This is a genomic window from Haloarcula rara (assembly GCF_029338235.1).
In the GTDB taxonomy this organism is placed as follows: domain Archaea; phylum Halobacteriota; class Halobacteria; order Halobacteriales; family Haloarculaceae; genus Haloarcula; species Haloarcula rara.
The window spans coordinates 361,048-381,773 of record NZ_CP119785.1 but is presented as its reverse complement, the minus strand read 5'-3'; the positions used below and the strand labels follow the sequence as shown (position 1 = coordinate 381,773).

18 protein-coding genes and 1 pseudogene are annotated in these 20,726 nt (G+C 67.1%); 11 read left to right on the top strand and 8 right to left on the bottom strand.

Annotated features, from left to right (window positions below):
- Positions 1 to 111: 111 nt before the first annotated feature.
- From P1K32_RS01915 to P1K32_RS01895, 5 genes are all read left to right on the top strand, one after another.
- Positions 112 to 1,479, top strand: coding sequence for a HEAT repeat domain-containing protein (locus P1K32_RS01915; RefSeq protein WP_276251041.1), 1,368 nt, complete (start codon positions 112 to 114; stop codon positions 1,477 to 1,479).
- A gap of 50 nt (positions 1,480 to 1,529) precedes the next feature.
- Positions 1,530 to 2,651, top strand: coding sequence for a pyridoxal phosphate-dependent aminotransferase (locus P1K32_RS01910; protein WP_276251040.1), 1,122 nt, complete (start codon positions 1,530 to 1,532; stop codon positions 2,649 to 2,651).
- 168 nt (positions 2,652 to 2,819) lie between these two features.
- Positions 2,820 to 3,098, top strand: coding sequence for an ArsR/SmtB family transcription factor (locus P1K32_RS01905; RefSeq protein ID WP_276251039.1), 279 nt, complete (start codon positions 2,820 to 2,822; stop codon positions 3,096 to 3,098).
- Positions 3,099 to 3,141: 43 nt separating this feature from the next.
- Entirely contained in the window at positions 3,142 to 3,438 is a 297-nt protein-coding gene (locus P1K32_RS01900) for a DUF8036 family membrane protein (RefSeq protein ID WP_276251038.1), read from the top strand.
- A gap of 69 nt (positions 3,439 to 3,507) precedes the next feature.
- Positions 3,508 to 3,888 carry a hypothetical protein gene (locus P1K32_RS01895; RefSeq protein WP_276251037.1) on the top strand — a complete coding sequence of 127 codons (381 nt, stop codon included), beginning with the start codon at positions 3,508 to 3,510 and terminating at the stop codon, positions 3,886 to 3,888.
- Between the two features lie 74 nt (positions 3,889 to 3,962).
- Here the strand turns inward: P1K32_RS01895 and P1K32_RS01890 are convergent, their stop codons facing one another.
- On the bottom strand, positions 3,963 to 5,096 hold the full coding sequence (locus P1K32_RS01890) for a hypothetical protein (protein WP_276251036.1): 1,134 nt from the start codon (positions 5,094 to 5,096) through the stop codon (positions 3,963 to 3,965).
- A 297-nt stretch (positions 5,097 to 5,393) separates the two neighbouring features.
- On the opposite strand from P1K32_RS01890, the gene P1K32_RS01885 reads away from it, so the two are divergent.
- Positions 5,394 to 6,248, top strand: a complete 855-nt coding sequence (locus P1K32_RS01885) for a UbiA family prenyltransferase (protein ID WP_276251035.1) — start codon at positions 5,394 to 5,396, stop codon at positions 6,246 to 6,248.
- A 337-nt stretch (positions 6,249 to 6,585) separates the two neighbouring features.
- On the opposite strand, the gene P1K32_RS01880 is transcribed toward P1K32_RS01885, so the two are convergent.
- Positions 6,586 to 7,734 (bottom strand): FG-GAP repeat domain-containing protein, encoded by a 1,149-nt coding sequence (locus P1K32_RS01880; RefSeq protein ID WP_276251034.1) that lies wholly within the window; start codon positions 7,732 to 7,734, stop codon positions 6,586 to 6,588.
- Positions 7,735 to 7,987: 253 nt separating this feature from the next.
- Here P1K32_RS01880 and P1K32_RS01875 point away from each other — a divergent pair, with 253 nt between their 5' ends.
- The gene (locus tag P1K32_RS01875) at positions 7,988 to 8,557 is read left to right on the top strand and encodes a metal-dependent hydrolase (protein ID WP_276251033.1); all 570 of its coding nucleotides are present in this window, start codon (positions 7,988 to 7,990) and stop codon (positions 8,555 to 8,557) included.
- A gap of 27 nt (positions 8,558 to 8,584) precedes the next feature.
- Here P1K32_RS01875 and P1K32_RS01870 read toward each other — a convergent pair whose 3' ends face one another.
- The gene (locus tag P1K32_RS01870; protein ID WP_276251032.1) at positions 8,585 to 9,874 is read right to left on the bottom strand and encodes a glycosyltransferase family 4 protein; all 1,290 of its coding nucleotides are present in this window, start codon (positions 9,872 to 9,874) and stop codon (positions 8,585 to 8,587) included.
- A gap of 251 nt (positions 9,875 to 10,125) precedes the next feature.
- Here P1K32_RS01870 and P1K32_RS01865 point away from each other — a divergent pair, with 251 nt between their 5' ends.
- Together P1K32_RS01865 and P1K32_RS01860 are read left to right on the top strand one after the other, a co-directional pair.
- Positions 10,126 to 11,373, top strand: coding sequence for a polysaccharide pyruvyl transferase family protein (locus tag P1K32_RS01865; protein ID WP_276251031.1), 1,248 nt, complete (start codon positions 10,126 to 10,128; stop codon positions 11,371 to 11,373).
- Between the two features lie 201 nt (positions 11,374 to 11,574).
- Positions 11,575 to 12,660, top strand: coding sequence for a Gfo/Idh/MocA family protein (locus P1K32_RS01860; RefSeq protein ID WP_276251030.1), 1,086 nt, complete (start codon positions 11,575 to 11,577; stop codon positions 12,658 to 12,660).
- 125 nt (positions 12,661 to 12,785) lie between these two features.
- Here the strand turns inward: P1K32_RS01860 and P1K32_RS01855 are convergent, their stop codons facing one another.
- The 4 genes and pseudogenes from P1K32_RS01855 to P1K32_RS01835 form a co-directional block, all read right to left on the bottom strand.
- Entirely contained in the window at positions 12,786 to 14,570 is a 1,785-nt protein-coding gene (locus P1K32_RS01855; RefSeq protein ID WP_276251029.1) for a hypothetical protein, read from the bottom strand.
- The gene (locus tag P1K32_RS01850) at positions 14,571 to 15,521 is read right to left on the bottom strand and encodes a DUF1616 domain-containing protein (RefSeq protein ID WP_276251028.1); all 951 of its coding nucleotides are present in this window, start codon (positions 15,519 to 15,521) and stop codon (positions 14,571 to 14,573) included. It abuts the gene before it with no gap.
- A 146-nt stretch (positions 15,522 to 15,667) separates the two neighbouring features.
- Positions 15,668 to 16,404, bottom strand: a pseudogene (locus P1K32_RS17650) (heparinase II/III family protein).
- Complete coding sequence (locus tag P1K32_RS01835) at positions 16,302 to 17,558, bottom strand: heparinase II/III family protein (RefSeq protein WP_276251026.1); 1,257 nt, start codon at positions 17,556 to 17,558, stop codon at positions 16,302 to 16,304. The pseudogene P1K32_RS17650 and the gene P1K32_RS01835 overlap by 103 nt, the downstream one beginning before the upstream one ends.
- Before the next feature lie 336 nt (positions 17,559 to 17,894).
- On the opposite strand from P1K32_RS01835, the gene P1K32_RS01830 reads away from it, so the two are divergent.
- A complete protein-coding gene (locus tag P1K32_RS01830) occupies positions 17,895 to 18,305 on the top strand; it encodes a DUF8044 family membrane protein (RefSeq protein ID WP_276251025.1) in 411 nt (136 codons plus the stop codon).
- A 130-nt stretch (positions 18,306 to 18,435) separates the two neighbouring features.
- Positions 18,436 to 19,359, top strand: a complete 924-nt coding sequence (locus P1K32_RS01825; RefSeq protein ID WP_276251024.1) for a glycosyltransferase — start codon at positions 18,436 to 18,438, stop codon at positions 19,357 to 19,359.
- A 6-nt stretch (positions 19,360 to 19,365) separates the two neighbouring features.
- Here P1K32_RS01825 and P1K32_RS01820 read toward each other — a convergent pair whose 3' ends face one another.
- Positions 19,366 to 20,463, bottom strand: a complete 1,098-nt coding sequence (locus P1K32_RS01820) for a glycosyltransferase family 4 protein (protein ID WP_276251023.1) — start codon at positions 20,461 to 20,463, stop codon at positions 19,366 to 19,368.
- Positions 20,464 to 20,726: the final 263 nt, after the last annotated feature.

Here is a 20,726-nt window from a genome sequence, read left to right as displayed (position 1 = left end):
TTACGATTTAACTCAACAACTGTACATGGATAATATATCTCCGATGGCAGTCGGATGCGATGCCGTCACGACGGTCTCACGCGGTATATCGTCCCCGCTAGGGTGGAGAGGATGGACGAGGTAGCGCGGGCAGTCGAGCTCCGCGAGCGTGCGGGGGCGGAGCCCGCCATGATGGTCTCGGAAACCGACGAGATGGTGTCCCTGCTCGACGCCCGCGACCCCGGCGCACGCTGTCAAGCGGTCTGGGCGCTCGCGAACGTCGCCCACGACCTCCCGGATGCGGTGACCGACTGTCTGGAACCGGCCTACGACCTCCTCTTCGACGAGCACCCCGAGATACGCATGAACGCGGTGATGCTGTTCATGCACGTCGGTGACGGCTTGCCGTCGGAAATCCGACCGGCGACCGATGCGCTGGTCGAGCGGATGCGCGACAGAGACCCGGACGTGCGGGAGCTCGCAACCGGCTCCGTGATGCGCATCTCCATCGTCGACCCGGCCGCGCTGCGCGGAGCGACGGCGACGCTGGCGGCGCGACTCGACGATGCCGCCGACGAGACCGTATTGGCCGCGATAAAGGCGCTTGCGAACATCGCAGCAGACCATCCCGAGGCAGTCCACCCACACGTCGACAGTGTTCGAGGGGCACTGCGACACAGCGCCCCCGAAATCGTCCGGCATGCCACAAAGTGTCTCAACGGGGTCGCCATCGACTATCCTGCCGCTGTCCGGCCGGCCGCCCAGCAGCTCCGGTCGCGGCTCGCCCACGACGACCCCCAGACCCGCGCCTACGCAGCCGACGCGCTGCACCGGCTGGCACCGGAATTCCCCGACACAGTGGCGCCTGCACTCGGCGAACTCGCAGCGCTGTTCACCGACCGGATAGACCGCGCCCGCACTGGCGCGGCACTCGCCCACGGCGTGGTTTCCGCTGCGGAGCCGTCTGCGGTGAAGCCGTTCGTCGAAGACCTGGCCCTGCTGTTCGACGACGAGGAACCGGGCGCCCGCAACGGTGCCGGGTACGCACTGGCGAACGTCGCTCTCAATTTCCCGGCGACGGCCCGGCCGTACACGGACCTGTTCGAGCGGCGACTGACTGACGACCTGGCCGAGGTTCGCCGGCACGCGGTGACTGCCCTCGACGGTGTCGGTCGGGAGTACCCCGAGGCCGTCGACTCGGCAGTGGCGGAGCTTCAGGAGCGCTATGAAGACGACGACGAGGGCGTCAGAGACGCCGCGGCGAAGGCGCTCTCGAACGTCGAGGTCGTCAGCTACGAGAGGACCGTCGACCAGGCGGCTCCTGACGCGGGAACCAAGTCGACTGGTTCCTCAGACAGTGAGGGGGCGTCGGCATCCACCTCCGAGTCATCAGCCACGACGCAGCCGAGCGACGATGCGGCCGACGAGCCGGCGGATTCTACGGGCGCTACCTCATTGCAGGACGCCGCCAGGTCCGCACTGGAGCGCCACGACGAGTGAGTGTCGTGGAATTCCTGAACTATTATCTCCCCGGGCCGCTCCCAACCAGTATGACAGGATTCTCCAGTCGCGTCGAAGCCGTCTCCATCTCGGGTATCCGCGAAGTGTTCGAAGCCGCCGGCGAGGACGCTATCAACCTGGGACTGGGGCAACCGGACTTCCCGACGCCCGACCACGCCCGCGAGGCCGCAATCGAGGCCATCCAGTCGGGGGCGGTCGACGCATATACGTCGAACAAGGGGACGCGTGAACTCCGCGAGGCCATCGCCGCAAAGCACGACCGGGACAACGACCTCGACGTTGACCCAGCGGATATCATCGCCACCTCCGGCGGGAGCGAGGCGCTGCACATCGTGCTGGAGGCCCACGTCGACGCGGGACAGGAGGTCGTCTTCCCCGACCCCGGTTTCGTCTCCTACGACGCCTTGACCCATCTGGCCGGCGGGACGCCGAACCCGGTCGGTCTGCGAGAGGACCTGACGATGGCTCCCGAGGCCGTCGAGGACGCCATCACCGACGACACCGCGGCGTTCGTCGTGAACTCGCCGGCCAACCCGACCGGGGCCGTCCAGTCCCCCGAGGATATGCGCGAGTTCGCCCGCATCGCCGAGGAACACGACGTGCTCTGTATCTCCGATGAGGTGTACGAACACCAGGTGTTCGAGGGCGAGCACCGCTCGCCCGCGGAGTTCGACGAGTCGGGCAACGTCGTCGTCGTCAACGCCTGCTCGAAGGCCTACTCGATGACCGGCTGGCGGCTGGGCTGGGTCACCGGTGCGACCGACCGCGTAGAGCGGATGCTCCGGGTCCACCAGTACGCCCAGGCCTGTGCCTCCGCACCCGCACAGTACGCCGCCGAGGCCGCTCTGACAGGACCCCAGGACCCCGTCTCGGAGATGCGTGAGGCCTTCCAGGAGCGCCGTGACATCCTGCTTTCGGGCTTCGACGAGATGGGGCTTGCGTGTCCCACGCCGAAGGGCGCCTTCTACGCGATGCCGAAGGTCCCCGAGGGATGGGTCGACGAGGTCATCGACCGGGGCGTCGTCGTCGTTCCGGGCGACGCGTTCGGCGAGAACGGTGCTGGCTACGCCCGCATCTCCTATGCCACGGACACCGAGACGCTCCGTGAGGCAATCGATATCATGGCCGATGCGACCGCTGCACTGAACTAGGAACGAATTTGGAAGAGAGTTCGAAGAAGGGTTTTGTGGTCGCCTCGCGTCGCCACGGACGAACGAGCCGTGGTCACCGTCCATGACAGCGACCGACGCGAGACATACCAGAGAGATTGTGAGGGCCAACTATTTACTACGGGCACCGGGACCACAGAGAGGAGCAGGATGGAGAAAGCGCTCTGGTATCTGCTGACGGCGACGCGTGGCGGCGCCAACCGGGCGCGTATCATCGACGCTCTCAGCGAGCGGCCGAAAAACGCCAACGAGCTGGCCGAGGAGCTAGACGTCGGGTACAAGACAATCCGTCACCATATGGAGCAACTCGAGGACCACGACATCGTCGAGTCGGGCGAGGAATCGTACGCGAAACTCTACTTCCTCACCGACCGGTTCGACACGTACCGCGATACGTTCGAGGATATCACGGAGCAGATGGACACATGACCGGACACACTGACAGGACGGACCGGCGCGGGGGCGGTCACTGATGGCGATGGGGACACTCATCACGGCCGCCGTGGTCATCGCGGGCCTGAACACGCTCCTCTTGCTCCCGCTCGTGGGCGTGTGGGTCCGCAACTACAGCACCTTCGGGACCGGCCTCGTCGGCGGCCTCGTCCTCTTTGCCGTCGCCATGCTCGCCGAGAACGCGATGGCTATCTACTTCTTTTTCTCGATGGCCAGCTTCTACAGCGGCGACCCCGGCGTCCAGAAAGTCGTTCTGATACTGCGGGGCCTGCAGTTCGTCGCTATCGCTGCATTGTCGTATACGACGCTTCGGTAGGAACCGTCTTTGCGTGCCGTCACTGGGACGAGCGAAGCACGGATAATGCTGCATCCGTTAGCTGTCCCAATGGACCACCTCGCACCGTCGAACGTGCCGGTGTACGCGACGACGGCCGAACAGCAACGTCTCTGGGACCGCTGTAGCGACCGCGGCCAGCCGGTCATCGCCATCCGGACGGCCGCCCGCGGCTACATTGTCAGATACGACCTCCAGCATCTCGACGTCCAGCTCTCACAGCGAACGCTCCAGCAGCTCCGTGACCGGGTCCGCTCGCGGCGCGGCTACGAGACCAGTCCCGACGCGTCCGACCCCGTTTCCGAGACGGAGGGGGTCGGCGGTGAGGCTGGCGCCGTCTCCGGCGAGCTTCACACCCCGACCGAGCGCGCGGCGCGAGACCTGGCCTCGCACATCTCGCCGTTCGTCCTCGACCGAGGCAACTGGCAGTAACGCGCCGTCGTCGGACGAGATTTTTGCCCTCCTATCCAGCGCTACAGTCCCTGCGCCGCTGTGGCCGACCCCCCTCAGACTGGTACCCCTACCAGAAATCGGACGGCCTCCATGGTCGAGAATATCTGGTAACTGACATAGGCGGCTACGGGCACCCATACCGACCCGGACCGTTCATAGCCGACGGTAGCGAGTGCAGCGACGAACGCGAAGCTGACCGTCAGCGGGACGAACGGGGACTCTTCGATGGCGAGACTGACAAGTGCAACCACGAGGACGACGGCGACCACGGCCAGAACAGGCGTGCAATCGATGCCGAACTGTCGGGAGAGGAACCAGATTCCCTGAACGAGCGCGAGTGTCATCACCACCAGCATGAAGTTATCCGCTGTCAAGAATGCCGCCCTCGGGAGCGCGTTCAGCTCCCAGACCGAGACGTCCAGAGCGCTGCTTACAACGAGCGGGGAGCCCGACAGTGCCGCAGTGGCGGTGACGCCGGCGGCGGTGCCCAGTCGGTCACGAAGCGCCGTCTGTACGGCGCCGTGAAACAGCAGCCCCCAGCCGAATCCGAGAAACACGCCGGACAGCACGAGTTCTACGGGCCAGACCCCGCCCATCCCGGCTCTGTCGAACGGCATCTGTGGAATTGTCTCGACGGTCCGCATGGAGCGGTACCTCCCGCCGAGCCCGACGATAGCGGCCAGAAGGGACGTTCCCATGGCCGTGGCCCAGCCGGTCCGGTCTGGCTTCGATAGCGGCAGGTCGATGTCGCGGGCTCTGGTGTAGCGGACCGCGAACAGTCCCATCACGACCAGTCCGTTCGACACTGCGATGAGCAGCTCTCTCGGAAAAACGGGGAGTGTCAGATTCCGGTGCAGCAGGTACGCGGCGACGACCAGACTCACGGTCGCCACACCACCGTATCGGATGAGTGTCCCGCGCTGGACTCGCTGCTCAGCGGGCCGTCGCGCTCGCCACAGTACGACTACCACACAGAGTATCACCAGACCTGTCCCTGCGTACACCGCCGTCCCGGTCAGTACCGAATCGGGCGTCGACCGGACAGCGCTCCAGGCCCGGAAGAGCATACTCCTGTTGAAGACCCGCAGCGTCCCCAGAGCGAGAAACAGGAGGAACAGCGATTTGAAGAGGTCGAAAAGCGTCCTCTCGTCGTCACCGTCGAATTTCAGCGGTGACTGATGGCCCATATAATTCCGGTATCGAGTAACTGATTCAAAAATGTAGTGCTCCGGCCGCTGTGGCATCCCGTCTGAACTATAGTAGCCATTGAAAATCAATGCACACCCGATCGCACGACTACGGTGTGATCGGTGTGTAAATCGTTTCAATTGCTACTATAGACGACAGCACTCGCCTCGTACTCGCTCCGTTCATCGATGCGCCGAACCCAGTAGTTCTGTGCACACAGTCGTTCGCACGACCGGCTGCCCGCCGCGGTACTCCGACGTACGAGACTTTTTGACGCTCCCGTCCCTCGCTCCGGTATGGCAGTCGCCAGACACGAGGCCGGCGTCGTCGGTGCCGGCAAGGCGCTCGCCTCCCAGGTCCACCCGGTGTTCATGTTGCCGCCGCTGGCGACATCGCTGTTTGGCGCCGTCCTCGCCGGCACCGTGGACCTCCGGGTAGCCGGGCTACACGCGCTGGCGATGTTCTTCGCCGTCTACACGGCCCACGTCAAGGACGGCTACGTCGACTTCCACGTCCGCGGCGAGGACGACGACCACCCACTGACCGTCGGCGGCTGCCGGGGGGCACTGGTCACCGCAGCCGTCGGATTCCTGGCCTGTACTGCCGGGATCTGGCTGCTCGTCTCTCCGGTCGCGGCGCTGGTGACGGCGCCGACCTGGCTCATCGGCTACACCCACGCCCCGCAACTGGACCTCAACCCCGTCGGCGCGACGATGGGGTACCCCAGTGGTATTGCACTTTCCCTGCTGGGTGGTTACTACGCCCAGACGACCCACTTCGGCCCGCAGGTGCTGGGGCTGGCCACAGTCTTCCTGCTGTTGCTTACCGGTATCAAGATAATCGACGACGAGACGGACTTCGACTACGACAGCTCCATCGACAAACGGACGGTCGCGGTCGTGCTCGGCCCCCGGCGGTCCAGACAGCTCGCGCTCGGACTCTTTGCCCTCGCGATGGTCGGCGTCGTCGCGCTCGCGATAGCGCTGCCCGGGATCCCGCCGACTGCGGCGGGCGGGGCCGTCGTCTTCGGCGCCGTCCTGGCGCTTGCCTACCGGGCCGAGGCAGAACTCGCGACGATGCTGTTGATACGGGGCTCGTATCTCTTTCTCGCCGTGCTGGTGGCCGCGGTGTGGTTCCGGCCGCTGGCGTAGCGGGCGTTCGCGAGCGGTTCAGATGGTGTCCCGCTCGCGTATCTGCTCGTCTGTCGGCCCGCCTAGGGTGACACCGCACCGCAGCTCCGCGAGACAGGCCCGGTGTACCAGCGATTCGCGCCGCTGGTCGGTCTGCCGGGGAACCGGCTGGTGACAGACTCGGCAGATATGGTCTGGGTCGGCGCTATCTGATACACCGGTTGACTCCCGGGGCTGTGAGTTGGACGTTGGTTCCATAGTGACCACTTGCGTGGAGAGAACAGACACCTACACCTTGTTAGATAGTGTTTAAATCGGGCTACAGACAGTTCGGTATCCAAATACACTCAAGCGGTTACTAGGACCTGTTGAACCAGACGTCGACGTGGTGGTCGGGACCGTAGGACTTCCCGACGACGTCCGGTCGGCCGCTGCCGGTCAGGTCGACGACTTTCGCCTCGTGGGTCTCGATGCCCGTCGCGACCGTCTCGCGCTCGAACTCCCCGCCGCGATTGTAGAAGACGAAGTGACGCGGGTCGCTGTGCTTTCCCAGGCCCATCTCCGCGACGTAGATGTCCGGCAGGCCGTCGCCGGTGAAGTCCTCGACCTCGAGCGAGTGGGGACAGAACAGCCCGTCCGCGATGAGATGCTGGTCCCAGTCGGGCGGGTCGAACCAGGCGACCCGTCCGGGGTGGGTGCCCAGATGTGGCGAGTCTCCCTCCGAGAGGACGACTTCGAGGTCGCCGTCGTCGTCGACGTCGGCGACGGCGACCCGGGTGTTGTCCCACCCGTCGACGATCGCCTCCCGTCGCCAGCCGGTCTCGGCGTCGGGGTCCCGGTGGTAGACGTTCGGCCCGGCGACCAGCTCCGTCCGGCCGTCGCCGTCGATGTCGACGACAGCGACGCCCTCCAGTTCGCGGCCCTCGTCGACGACGTGGAGGTTGTCCTCTCCCCAGGGCGTCTGCCGTGGCGCGGCCGGGACGTCGTAGTAGAAGACGGTCTCGGACTCCTGTGAGAGCCCGACGACTTCGGGCTCGCCGTCGTCGTCGACGTCGGCGACGGTGACGTCGTGGTACTTCTCGAAGCGGTCGGTGATGCGGTAGCGCGCCCAGGGCTCCCGTGGGTCCGCTCCCGGCTCGAACCAGTACAGGTCGGTGTTGTTGATTCCCTGGCCGGCCACGATGTTCGGCCCGCCGGTCCCGGTGATGTCGCCGACGGCACCGCCGACGTCAAGCGCCGGCGTGAACGATATCTCGTGGCGCTCGAAGCCGGGATTCTCGTACCAGAAGAGGTTGGATTCACCGATACCTATCGCCGACCGGAGCGAACCTGTGGGGACGCCGTACTGTTCGGCTTTCCAGACGAGACCCTTACCGGGGAACCCCTCGCCGGCCCCGCCGACGATGACGTCGTCGCGGCCGTTGCCAGTCAGGTCCGTGGTGAGGCAGAACCCGAGTTTCGTACAGGGTGGCCGCTCGTCTATCCGCTGATGCGTAAATCCACTCATATGCTGTGTCCCGGGCTTTGCTCAGGTGGGTCATGAGTAATCACCTGCTAACTGCCACATTTGTGGGGCGAGCCGGCCGCTGTGTCGGGCCCTGGTGCCGACCCTCGAGTCGGCGCGGGACTGTCAAGGCGGACGGTTCCGGACATCGTAACAAACCGTCCGGGTCGTTTCCTCAGACCATGCCCTGCAAGCAGCTATGGGCCGTCCATCGAGCAGCCGCGTCGACCACTGGGTATCGCCAGGAGCGACGCTGATGTGGCCGTGGACGCATCTCGGATTCGGCTATCTGCTCGTCTCGCTCCTGTGGCGGCTCCGTGCCCGTCGGGTCGACGGCGCGGTGGCTGTCGCCGCGGCGCTGGGGACGCAGTTCCCGGACCTCGTCGACAAACCGCTGGCGTGGGCTTTCGGCGTCCTGCCCGCCGGGCGGAGCCTGGCACACTCGGTGGTCACCGCCGCGGTGGTTTCGGCCGTCGTGCTCTACGTTGCCGGTCGGCGTGACCGCGCCGACCCGGCACTCGCGTTCGTCGTGGGCTACGGCAGCCACCTCGCCGGCGACGCCCTCCCGAAGCTCCCGGCCGGCGAGTTCGACTCGCTCACCTTCCTCCTGTGGCCGCTCTTGCCGCTCCCGGACTACGACGGGGCGGACCCAGTGGTGGCGAACTTCGCGGAGGTGGCCGCCGAACCGGTAGCGTCCCTGCTGACGAGTCCCGACCGACTGGCGCTTCTCGTTCTCGTCGTGGCCCTTTGGGGCGCCGACGGATTCCCGGGTGTAGCGGGCCTCGGGCGCTACCTCACACGCGTCAAGAGCGGCAAAATCGAGTGACTGCCACGCCAGTGCCGGGCGGGACTCTCAAGACTGGACAGTCGAGTGCTTGGGCGGCGGGGCCGCGTCGTCCGAACCGACGAGTCTCGACAGCAGGTCCTCGAGCCGGTCGGCGATACCAGCGCGGTCGTACTGTTCGACCACGTGTTCGCGGCCGGCCGCGCCCAGCCGTTTGCGGCGTTCCGGTGAGTCGAGCATGGCATCGAGGGCCTCCGCGATGGCCGCCGGGTCGACCTCGGCGTGGCGGCCCCCGCCCGAATCGTCGACGAACCGACGCACTTCGCCGCGACCGGTGACCACGACCGGGACCGCACAGGCGAGGTACTCGTAGCTCTTTGTCGGCATCGCGTAGGCCAGTTCGGCCGCGTCCTTTATCGGCGCCAGCCCGACGGCGGCGTCGTTGATGTGGGCCGGCACCGCCTCGCGGTCGACCAGGCCGACGAACTCGACACGGTCCTCGAGGCCGAGGCGCTCGGTCAGGGCCTCCAGACGGGAGCGCTCGTCGCCGTCCCCGACGAGCCGGAGGACCGCGTCGTCGTTGGACAGCTCGTCCATCGCACGGATACACGGCTCCAGGGGCTGTGCGCTCCCGAGGTTGCCGGTGTAGACGATGACCGGCCGGGCCCCGTCGTCGCTTTTGCTCTCGCTTTGCGCCCCCTCGCCCCGCTCCGCACGCGGCGCGAACATCTCTGTGTCGACGCCGTTGGGGACGTGTCGAATCCGGTCGGCCAGCTGGTCGCCGTACTTCTCGGTGATGGCGGTCCCCAGTGACTCGGTCGTGACCGTGATGCGGTCCGCCGTCCGCAAGACGAGTCCCTGGAACCACCGGCTCGCCCCGACCAGCGGGCTGTCGGCGTCGACGTAGCCAAGCGCCACGGAGTTGTCTATCCAGAGGTCGCGCACGTCGACCACCCACGGGGTCCCGAGGAGGGCGGCTGCCAGCCCCGGGATACCCGTCGTGATGGGCGGCGTGGACGTGAGTACCGCGTCGTAGGACCGGTGATTCCAGACGAGCCAGAGGGTCGCGTGGAGCGCGAAAAGCAGGTAGTACGGGAGCCGGCGGGCCAGTCCCGGGTTCTCGACCTGTGGTTGCCACGACCACAGGCGGCGGACGACGACCCCGTCCACGCGCTCGGTCTCGCTGCGCTCCCAGCTCCGCTCGAAGTTCCCCGGCGGGTACGACGTCGGCGGCGCCAGTACGGTCACGCTCGCCCCGTCGGCGACGTTGACGGCGAGGTCGCGGATGCGCGAGGCGTTCCCGCCTTTCTCCGGTGGGTATCGCTGGGAGACGAAGACGTAGCTGTTTGGCTCGGCCATCGTCACCTCGACGCCCCCACGAGGACCGGTACTCGTCGGCTGTCACCCGTTGGACAGGCAGCCGCTGTCCGGCGGTCGGCCGCGGAAATCACACTTGCCATTGGACGTCGAAACGCACCGACGATATCCACGTTAGTATGCGTCCTATACGCGAGCTGGCAGACGGGAAACAAACTGGCCCGGGGACTGTGCTCACTCCGTTATCGATTGGCTACTAAACTGGCTGGACTGTCAACGCTCTCTCGCATACGATGGACCTGGATTCACTGACGCTGGCCTACGCCTACGGCTGTCGCAACGCGGGGGATTTCGCTATCAACGAGGGGGCGCTCGCGCTCCTTTCCCGGGCCGCCCCGGAGGCCGACGTGACCGCAGTCTCGCGGTTCGCCGCCGAGTCACCGGAGTTCCAGCGGATGGCCGACGAACTCGACGACGAGCTCACGCTCGTGGGCGGCCCGATAACGTACGACCCGGAGCGCCAGTCCCGGCCGGCCCAGTTCGCCGCGCTGGCGCACAACGGCCTCCAGTACGGCGTCGACCTGGCCGGCGTCGCCGAGGGGCAGTCGGTCCACTCGGCGCTGTACGACCGGATAACCGACGGGGACGCGCTGCTGTTCAACGGCGGCAACGCCATCCATCACTCGCCGAGCCACGGGAATCTTCCCTATCTCCTCGCGATGCTGTACCCGTTGCAGGTCGCACGCCGCAACGACGTCCCCTACGGACTGCTCCCCCAGACGACGTTCGCGCTGGAGGGGGTCGCCGAACGGCTCGTCCGCCCGATTCTGGACGACGCCGCCTTCGTCATGACGCGGGACGCGACCACCTTCGACTACCTCTCGGAGTTCGGCCTCTCGACACAGCTCATCAACGGCGTCGACACCGCCTTCCTCAACGGCACTCCGTCGGCGAGCGAGCCGTCCGACGGCGAGTCGAGCCGTATCGCCGTCGTACCGCGGTTCTCGACGCTGGGCGATACCGGGGAGCTGGACGAGGCCGGGGTCCGGATGGAAGGAGCCTTCCTGACGTACCTGGAACGGCTCGTCGACGCCGGACACGAGGTGACGCTGACGGTACAGACCGAAATCGACGAGGCGTGGGCCGACCGTCACCGCGACCGCCTCGACGACGTCGGCGTCGGCTACTACGAGAGCTACGACCCCGACGAGCTCCGGGCCCACTACGCCGAGATGGACCTGCTCGTGACGATGCGCCTGCACGCGGCCATCTTCGCCCTCTCGGTCGGGACGCCCACTGTCGGCGTGTACCGACCCGAGTGGGGCCCGAAGATGCCCGGCACGTTTCGAACGCTGGATATCCCCGACTACGCGCTTCCGTGGGACGAGGCGACCGCCGAGACGCTCGAAGCGGTCACCGAGGACGCGCTCGAGGAGGGGGCGGGGCTCTCACAGCGTATCGCCGACAACGTGACACTGCAAAATGAGGCGCTCGTCAGCGACCTCCGGACGGCACTCGCGACTGCCGACGGGTTCGCGTAACTTTCCAGTGTTTTATCCCGTAATTCAAGCGGAGTCCCTGGAAGCCACGACCTGGTGAATTAACCGCACAGTGTGTTTGCGTACCGCACACGGAATATACTGACACGAAATCAGCCGGGCGACAAGGCGGAGAAAACCTATCACCTGTCCAAAAGTAAAAACCATTTGAAGTATCTGGGCTTCGTCAACGAAAGCGTGATGATGAGTGAACACCGCGACGCCGTCCGACTCGGTATTGTCGGACTCGGCTTCATGGGACAGACCCACGCCTCGAACGCTACCGAACTCGGCCACGAAGTCGTCGCCGGCACCGACGTAGACGCCGACAGCCGCGACGAGTTCGCCGAGACGTACGGCACGGCGACCTACGAGGACGCTGCCGAGATGTACGCCGCCGAGGATCTGGACGCTGTCGTCGTCTCGACGCCGAACGCCTTCCACGAGCACGCGGTCGTCGGTGCGCTCGAACACGGCTACAACGTGCTCTGCGAGAAACCGCTCGCCGACGACCTCGCCGCGGCGGAGCGTATTGCTGAGACCGCTCGAGACGCCGAAGGGTTCCTCGCGGTGAACTTTCACAACCGGGTCGCCACGGCCGCGGCGGTGTTCACGGGCTACCGCGAGGCGGGGCGCTTTGGCGACGTGACCCACGTCCAGGCGAACTACGTCCGCTCACGGGGTATCCCCGGCGTCGGCTCGTGGTTTACGAACAGAGAAATTTCGGGTGGTGGCGCAGTCGTCGACATCGGTGTCCACGCCATCGACTTCGCGCTCTACCTGATGGACTTCCCCCGGGTCGAGGAGGTATTCGCCGTCACCCGAACGGAGTTCGGTAACCGGGCGGACTACGCCGACCCCGGAGACTGGTACGACGCGACCGAGGCGGCCGTCTTCGATGTCGAGGACTCCGCGACGGCGATGGTCCGCTGTGCGGACGACCGGACGATCTCACTGGAGGTCGCCTGGGCGGCCAACCAGGCCGAGACCCAGGAGTTCATCGTCCGCGGGACCGACGGCGGCGCGCGCCTCGATTTGGGTGGCGAGGAACTGCACCTGCTCGAGTCCGGCCAGCAGGGCACCGACCACGTCATGCAGTCGGAGCTGACTCAGGGCTCCCTCGATACGACTGGCTGGAAGGGCAGCGACGAGCGGTTCCTCGACGCGGTCGTCAGCGGTGAGCCGCCCGTAGAGAATACCCTCAAGCGGGCGCTCACCGTCCAGCGCGTCATCGATGGCATCTATCGGTCGGCCGAGGCCGGGACCAGTGTGCGCCTCGACGACGAGTGAACCACACCCAATGAAGCGTCAGTAGCCAGGTCTAGTCCAACGCCAACGAGAGCTCTATTTTCTGGCTTTCGAGTCGGTCGGATTGTCGATAAAACTGCGCAAGCCGACTGGAAGCACGCCTGCCCTCACCGAGTCCCGTTCACGCGGTAGACGTCGTACTCGCCGTTGTCGTACACCGACGACACTGTCGGGTCCCGCTTGAGACGGTCGAAGTCCGAGCGCTCGTACTTCCAGAACTCCTCGTAGCCAGGGTAGACGCTCTCGTAGAAGGTGCGCCCGGCCGCCGTCAGGACGAGATACTTCTCGCCATCGTAGCTGGCGCCGAGAGTGTCGTTCTCGGCGTAGCCGAAGTGGCGCGGTATCCGGTCGGTGTTGCTGGTCACCACCTGGTCGTCGGTGTAGGTCTCCCGACCGAAGACGGCGTCCCGGAACCGGTGGGTCTCGACGCCGAACTCGGTGAGGTCGTCCCGGGTGTCGCGGTTCTCGACGTACCACTCGGACCCCTCGAGCTCCGCGTCGGTGACCTGCTGGTTCTGGCCGACGGTAAGCGGTGAGATGTACAGCCCCATCGTGCTGGTGGCCACCAGCACTGCGACGGTGACGTACAGAAGCCCGTAGACGGTTTTCCGGGCCCCGGTCCGCTCGGCCAGGAAGTAGACGAACGCGCCGGAAAGCAACGCCCCGAACAGCTCCGCGTACACCAGCGGGCGGCCGAAGCCAACGAGCAGGTCGACGACGAAAAAGAGCGCCGAGAGGACGGTAAAGAGCCCGAGCCCGCCGACAAACGTCGACCGGAAGACGGTGCCACTCGAACGCGAGCGGAGGGTTCCGACGAGGACCGCGAGCGCGTAGCAGCCCCCGAGGGTGAGCAGTATCGCCGACACGCCGTATCTGAGCGCGGCGATGCGGCCGATGTCGACCAGCGACGGGGTGTACTGGGCCACCGTTTCGCCGTACGAGGCGGCCGAGGACCCGACGCCACCGGGCGAGGCGAGCGTCTCGAAGACGATACCGACCCGTTCGACGATCTTGGGGAAGTCCAGATACCACACCGCGAAGACGGCGACGAGCAGCTGTGAGTACGGCATCGCACCCACTGGACCGGGCACCTGCTCGGCGCTCTGAAGCACGCCGCGACGGTGCAGCGCCCGGGCGACCCCGTACACGCCGAGGACCAGCAACAAGAACAGGACGGTGATGGGGTGATAGATGACCACTCCGAACAGCGTGGCGCCTAGCGCGGCGCGGACGCGGAGCGCCCGCGTCCGCCGCTCCATGACGAACAGGTAGAGGACGAAGGGGACCAGCAGGACGCTGAACACGTACGGGACCGACTGGCCGGCGACCAGCACCGTCGCGAACGGGAGCGCAAGCAGCGCCCGACGCCGGTCGAAGACGGCGCTGACGAGCGCCACGAAGGAGATGACGCTGAACAGCGAGCCGATACCTGCAAGCCCCATCAGCATCGTCTGTGGTTCGAGGCCGGTGGCGTACGCGAGGCTCAGTACCAGCAGGTGGAAGTTCGGGTAGATGTTTCCGGTGCTGACCCGGCCCGTCTGCTGGATGTCCCTGATGAACCCGACGTGTGAGAGCACGTCCGCCCGGCCGAACATCGCGTACCCGCGGAAGTACGGCAGGAAGACGAGCAGCCCGACGACGGTCAGGACGAGAAGGAGGCCGTAGAGCCAGTCGTTCGTCCCCGACCGTGCGCTTTTGACGATGACCACGTTCCCGACGAGCAGGGCGACGACGGTGAGCGCCCAGAAGTACCACGGGTAGGCCCCGTAGATGGAAGGCTCGTAACCGCCTGCCTCCGGGGTCAGCGCGATGACGACCGTGAGGACGAACACGAGCGCGAACCCGCCGGCCGCCAGCCAGCGGTCGTCGGTCCAGTCGACGGCGCCCGACATCTAGGGCTCCCCTCCCCCGGACGGCACGTCGACCCAGACGTGGACTGTTCGGTAGGCGTCGGCGATTTCGGGGTTCTCGCCGGCCGACCCCCTGTAGAGCATGACTGTCAAGCGGAGCCGGTCACCCGCGGCTGATTCTGGCGGCGAGACGTCCACTCTGGTCCCGTTGGTGGCGCCGTCCCGGAGCCGTGTCTCGTAACGGGCCTCCTGCCAGCGGGCGGTCACTCTCCGCTCGCCGTCGACAGCGCTGACCCGGTGGAACTCCACGAGGACGGTGTAGGTCATCTGCCGCCGCTCGCGGTTCTCGATACCGACGTAGACGGGCGCGCTGTTGCCCGGGGCAATCTCGTCCGGGTAGTCGTCGGCGACGAGTTCGCCGGTCTCGTCGTCCTCGCCCATGAGGTAGAACTCGGTGTAGCGCTGGCCGCCGTCCGTCGTCGCGAGCGCCGTCCCGGCGACGGCCAGTGACAGGACGAACAACACCCCGATGACGGCCGTCGCCGGCCCCGCGCCGGTGAGCCTGGTGAGGGCGTCTCCCACCGGAAGCCGGTAGCGCTCGGCCGCCGGAACGCGCAGTCGCCGGACGGCGGCTACCACCGTTGCGCCCAGGACGAACCACACCAGCGTCAGAACGACCGACGACGGGGTGATACCCCAGCTGGTGTAGTTCAGGAACAGGGCGAGCAACGGCACGGTGACGATGCTGAGACCGACCGCGTAGACGACCCGTTCGAGCCCGGACAGGGTCACTCGGTCGCCGGTCACGGACACGGCTGACTCCCCGTGGGGGAACAGCGCTGCCGTCAGCGCGTATCCCGGCGCCAGGAGGACGAACGAACCCCCTATCAGGACGCGAAGCGGGCCCAGGGGATTCCCCGGGAGCAGCCAGACCGCGTACGTTACCAGCGTGATGCCACAGACGACGGCCAGGTCGCTGAGTGTCGATACCACTCCGGTCCCCCAACTTCGGCCACGAGCCATTGGATACCTCTGCCGGCTATAGCAGTATAAGAAAACGCCGCCTACCGCTTGGTTTCTGGGTTGTTACCAACCGCTACTCAGAGCGGCCCGGGACCGACCGTCCGACATGAGGCCGGTCACTCCGAGGGCGGGAGCGAACGGTACTCGTCGTCGATGGAGAGCCCGGCGACGCTGGTCCCGTCGTGGTCGACGGCGACCGAGCTCGGCGCGCCCGTCGAGAGGAGAAAGCCACTGTGGACCGCGCTCCCGGCAGACTGGAGCGAAAGCTTCGCCCGACTCTCGGCCCGCCCGAACTCGGGGAAGTACTGACTGGTCGCGACGGTCGCTCGCTCGACGCCCAGCGGGACGACCGACGCCAGCGCCGAGCCGTCCGCGCGGAGGTCGAACCGCGGTTGGCCGCCGTCGCCGGCGTGGTCGACGTCGATATCGGGCGCGGCGTGGAGCCGGCTCGTCACCGTCGCCTCGTCGTCGGCGTCGACCGTGTCCCAGACGAGCCACCAGCCCTCGTCGTGGTAGATACGGCGCCGGTGGGTGTAGCGGGGTGTGGCCTCGCGGCTGTAGCGCCCGTCGAACAGCTCGACCCCTCGCGCCGGGTCACCGTGGCCGAGGGCTCGACCCGCCGACCGAGCAGGTAGCTGCCGCCGACCGGCATCGGCTCCACGTCGCCGTACTGGACGGTGTTGTGGGCGGCGACGCTTCTGGCGTACTCGCGCTGGTTTGTCGGCGCGTACCCGCGGGTCCCGGTGTCGGTCAGCAGCCGTTTCCCGTCGGCCCAGAACGCCACCGAGAGCCCGTCGTTGTGGGTGTGTCCCGGCAGGTGGGCCGGCCCGGGCTGGCCGCCGTCGACGAGCAGTCGGTCGTCGCCGTCGCCGAGCCAGTAGTAGCCCGACGACGGCAGTGACTCCCCGGCGTCGCCGTCGCGTCCACGCCGACGGCGTCGGCGTACCGGCACACGGCGGAAAGCGGCGGGGCCTCCCCGAACACCGCGTCGTTCAGGAGGGGTATCCGGTCGTCGGGCGGGCGCAGTCGCTGGAGGAACGCCGTGGCCTCGAGGGCCACCTCGCGGAGCTCGGTCGGCACCGACCGCCCCTGTCGGCGAAGCAGGTCCACAGCCGTCAGATACCGAACGAGCGCGATGCTGTGGTACATCGGGCTGCGCTCGAAGTGGCCGCCGTCGGCGAGGAACTGGTCGCGTGCTTCCCGTAGCACGTCGACCCCCTGCTGGAGCCACGCCTCCCCCTCGCCGTCGAAGAGGGCGCCCGCCATCACCAGCGCGGCGCCGTTCTCTATCAGGTGGTTACCGCCCACGTCGTGTTCGACGTGGTTCGACAGGAAGGCCGCGTTCCGGTAGACCAGGCGGGCCGCGAGCGCCTCGACGGCCGTGTCGTCACGGACCCACGCGCAAAAGCGAGCGAGGTGCAGGACTCGAAGCGAGACGGCGTGGGGCGTCCAGGCACGCCGGAGGTAGCCCGGCGCGCCGATGGCCGTCGCCTCGGCGTCGTCCCAGTCGGCGAGCCAGTCTGCGAGCGTCTCGACGACGTCCGGACACGCTCCCGGGCCGTCGTAGCCAAGCGTCGCCCACGACAGGAACTCGAAGCCGTGGAACTGCAGCGCCCACATCGCGGGCGAGTCCAGCACCGCGTCGTCGAGCCAGCCGACACCGTCCTCGCCGGTCACCGACAGCGACCGCTCCAGGAGCGTCACCGTTCCGGAGGCGGTCTCGTCGGCCCGCTCGCGGTAGTTCTCGCGGCTCGCCGAATCGAGGCACCGACGGAGCGTCGTGGTGTTGCCCCGGATACTCTCGGGGCGTATCGCCAGCCCGCTCGGGACCTGGCGCTCGTACCACTGGTCGGCGTCGAGCGGCAGTGAGGGGACCACCAGTTGCCGGAGCGTCCGGTCGGCGACGCCCAGCAGTTGCTCGCGCTCCATGTTACGCACTGTCTCGTACAGGAGCGGTGCGGTCTCAGTGTCTGCGAGCTGCGAGAGACGGGACTGGCCGCCGCTCATCGGTCGGGGCCTCCGTCGCCGCCGGCTCGCTTCGGTCCCGCTCGCGTGGTTCCGTCCGGTCGGTCCGCCTGCCGGTCACCGCCCGCCGCCACGTGCGCCGCCCGCGACCGGGTCGACGACGTGGGGGCTGGACACAGTTCACCCATAGTCGTGGGGATACGTCCACTGGTAGTTTGTTACGCCGCTCCTGAACCGCTCTGGGTCCCCCGCCCGCCGATTTGCCGGCGCTGGGGTTCGGTCTCCCACAGCGTGAGTAGTACGTAACTAACTGAGTACCGACCGCGCGAGAAGTCGGATGATGGGAGCACTAGCATATCCGACGGGAGCGGGGTGGCCGTGAGCGCAGTCACCTACGTGACCACCTTCTGGGAGCGCTGTGTAACGGTCGCCCGGTCTGTGGCCGGCGAGGAGAGTGGAGCCGAACGGCAATCACCGTCCGACGACCCCTTCGGCGCGTACGGCTCCGGGGGGGACCGCGACGCGGGCGACCCGACGTTGCTCGTCTACGGACAGGCCCTCTGGATGGCGGTCACGCTGGCAGTGCTTTTCGCACTGACCCTGCTGTCCGCGCGCCTGTACTTCCTGGTATCGTTCATCGGCCTGCTGTGTAACCGTGTGCTGTTCGCCCCGCGAGGGGCCACCGGGCGGTGGTGGCGAGTGGTCAACGCGCTCACGTGGGTCGGCTTCGCGGTACTGTCGTACATCGTCTACCTCCGTATCACGGCCAGCCTGCCGGCCTCGGCGTAGCCGTCGGATACTTAAGGGGTACAGGCGGCTGGATACGGCCGATGGGGACTATCTCTCGCCCCCGGACACCCGGGGACCAGACGGTGAGTGACAGGGCCGACAGGCGAGGCAGTCGACGGGGGGCACACGCGTGAGTGGCCCGCTCGTGACGGCCGTCGTCACGACTTACGACCGGCCCGACCATCTCCGAGCCGCCGTCGAGAGCGTCCGCGAGCAGACCTACGACGGGGTCGAACTGGTCGTCGTGGACGACCACTCGGAGACGCCGGCACGGGAGGTGCTTGGCGACGTCGACCTCGACTCGCTTACCGCACACCGCGTGGTCCGCCACGAGACGAACCGCGGGGCCAACGCCGCCCGAAACACCGGTATCGGCGCGGCGGACGGCGAGTACGTCGCCTTCCTCGACGACGACGACCAGTGGCTGCCCAAGAAGCTCGCCCGGCAGGTCCACGCCGTCGAAGCCGACGAGGACGCCGGCGTCGCCTACTGTGGCATCAGGCGCGTGTTGCCCGACGAGGAGCGCATCGAGATTCCGCGGGCCGTCGACGACGACATGACGAAGGCGCTGCTGTGTGCGAACGTCGTCGGCTCGATGTCCGTCGCGCTGGTCGAGACCGACGTCGCCGAGCGGGTCCCGCTTGACGAGCGCTTTCCCTGCTGGGCCGACCTGGAGTGGTTCGTCAACCTCTCGCGGGAGACTGACTTTGCCCGCGTTCCGGAACCGCTCGTGGTGTACGAGTGTGACTCGCCGGGCCGGTTGACCGGGGACTTCGAGAAGGTCCAGCGGGGCTACGAGCTGTTCCTCGAGGAGTTCGAGCCGCTGGCGGCCGACTACGGCGACCGCTTCCGCCGGGAGTTCCGGGCCTGGGCGGCCTTTCGGGCCGGCAAGAGCGCGTTCCACGACGGGCGGTACGACCGCGCTCGCGAGTTGCTGTACAGCGCCGTCCGCCAGTACCCGCTCGAACCGCAGTTCGCGACGTATCTCCTCGCTTCCCTCGGGGGCGAACGGACCCACGAACTCGGTCGGACGGTCCGAGGCCTCCGGGGCTGACCGTTCTCAACGCTTGGTCAGGACGGCTTCGGACCGTTCGACGGTCGCTCCCGGGAGGTCCCAGCCGCTCTCGCCGAGATACTCGACGATAGTGCCGGTGACGCGCTCGACGCTGTACTGCCGGCCCGTCTCTCGCGCGTTCGCCTGCAGCTCGGCGAGTGCGGCCCGGTCGTCGGCCAGCTCTCTGATGTGGGCCGAAAGCGCCGCCACGTCGCGGGGCTCGAACAGCCGCCCGTCGACGCCGTCGGTCACGATGTCCGCGTTGAAGTTCCAGTCGGTGGCAAGCACGGGACAGCCGGCGGCGAAGGCCTCCACGAGCGCGCCGGGGAACCCCTCCCCGTCGTACACCGTCGGGAACACGAAGGCGTCGGCGTCCTGCAGGGTCGGGATGACCGCCTCGTTCGGGAGCTTGCCGTGAAATCGGGCGCCCGGCAGCCGACTGCACCGGTCGAGGAAGTGGTCCTCGTACGGGTCGTCTGGCAGGAAGTGACCGTAGACGTCGAGGACGACGTCAGCCCCGGCGTCGCTGGCCCGCTCGTAAGCCTCGAGCAGGTCGTCGATGCCCTTCGATTCCTTGATGCGGCCGACGTACGCGAGTCGAAGGGCGCCGCTCGCTCCCTCGGTGGTCGAGTCCGTCGACGCCGGCAACGGCCGGAGATTCGGCACGGTCCGGACCTGGACCGAGTCATCGAGCAGCCCGCTGAGGTCGCGGCTCAGCTCGTCGGTCTGGGGGTAGACCCCGTCGAACGCGGAGAACGTCCGGCGGTAGAACCGACGGACTGGACCCGGAAGCGCCCGCAGCTCGTTTGCGAACTCGCCGCCCGCCGGGAACAGCGCGCCGTGGACGTCCGGCGACCGGAGTTTCGTCGCGAGCAGGGGGGCGACCCCCAGACGGACCTTCGTCGACGCGCTCAGGATATACGCGTCGTAGGACAGCGTCTTCGACAGGAGCTCAGCGACGGTCTTCGGGCGGGTCTCGAGCGTGTTCACCCAGTGGACGTCGAGCCCGTGGCCCTCGAGCCCCGCCTGGATGTACCTGTTTTTCAGCCCGGGGCCGGTGATTGGCGGCGACCGCGGGCCGATAGCGAGTATCTCACGGGTCATGGCCGTACCCCCGAGAACGCACTCAGTGTTGCCCCTTCGACCGGTACTGCCGCCGCGGCGCCCTCGTCCGTGGTCGGCCGTCGCGTGGCGCGAGACAGATTCGGCATATCGGTCGGTCTCTCACGACTGCCTTTGTTACGCGCAGTTGCACGCTCAGTTTGTGGCCGTGTACTTTCGACCCAGTTGCCGTCTGTGGGGTTAGTAGCTGTGTAACTTTGGCCGCGTACCCGCCCAGTGACCATGTATGCACACGAGTGGCCAGG

Excerpts from the sequence above, each read along its gene's own strand:
- P1K32_RS01915 (WP_276251041.1), top strand. The coding sequence starts at position 112 with ATGGACGAGGTAGCGCGGGCAGTCGAGCTCCGCGAGCGTGCGGGGGCG.
- P1K32_RS01910 (WP_276251040.1), top strand. The coding sequence starts at position 1,530 with ATGACAGGATTCTCCAGTCGCGTCGAAGCCGTCTCCATCTCGGGTATC.
- P1K32_RS01905 (WP_276251039.1), top strand. The coding sequence starts at position 2,820 with ATGGAGAAAGCGCTCTGGTATCTGCTGACGGCGACGCGTGGCGGCGCC.
- P1K32_RS01900 (WP_276251038.1), top strand. The coding sequence starts at position 3,142 with ATGGCGATGGGGACACTCATCACGGCCGCCGTGGTCATCGCGGGCCTG.
- P1K32_RS01895 (WP_276251037.1), top strand. The coding sequence starts at position 3,508 with ATGGACCACCTCGCACCGTCGAACGTGCCGGTGTACGCGACGACGGCC.
- P1K32_RS01890 (WP_276251036.1), bottom strand. The coding sequence starts at position 5,096 with ATGGGCCATCAGTCACCGCTGAAATTCGACGGTGACGACGAGAGGACG.
- P1K32_RS01885 (WP_276251035.1), top strand. The coding sequence starts at position 5,394 with ATGGCAGTCGCCAGACACGAGGCCGGCGTCGTCGGTGCCGGCAAGGCG.
- P1K32_RS01880 (WP_276251034.1), bottom strand. The coding sequence starts at position 7,734 with ATGAGTGGATTTACGCATCAGCGGATAGACGAGCGGCCACCCTGTACG.
- P1K32_RS01875 (WP_276251033.1), top strand. The coding sequence starts at position 7,988 with ATGTGGCCGTGGACGCATCTCGGATTCGGCTATCTGCTCGTCTCGCTC.
- P1K32_RS01870 (WP_276251032.1), bottom strand. The coding sequence starts at position 9,874 with ATGGCCGAGCCAAACAGCTACGTCTTCGTCTCCCAGCGATACCCACCG.
- P1K32_RS01865 (WP_276251031.1), top strand. The coding sequence starts at position 10,126 with ATGGACCTGGATTCACTGACGCTGGCCTACGCCTACGGCTGTCGCAAC.
- P1K32_RS01860 (WP_276251030.1), top strand. The coding sequence starts at position 11,575 with ATGAGTGAACACCGCGACGCCGTCCGACTCGGTATTGTCGGACTCGGC.
- P1K32_RS01855 (WP_276251029.1), bottom strand. The coding sequence starts at position 14,570 with ATGTCGGGCGCCGTCGACTGGACCGACGACCGCTGGCTGGCGGCCGGC.
- P1K32_RS01835 (WP_276251026.1), bottom strand. The coding sequence starts at position 17,558 with ATGAGCGGCGGCCAGTCCCGTCTCTCGCAGCTCGCAGACACTGAGACC.
- P1K32_RS01820 (WP_276251023.1), bottom strand. The coding sequence starts at position 20,463 with ATGACCCGTGAGATACTCGCTATCGGCCCGCGGTCGCCGCCAATCACC.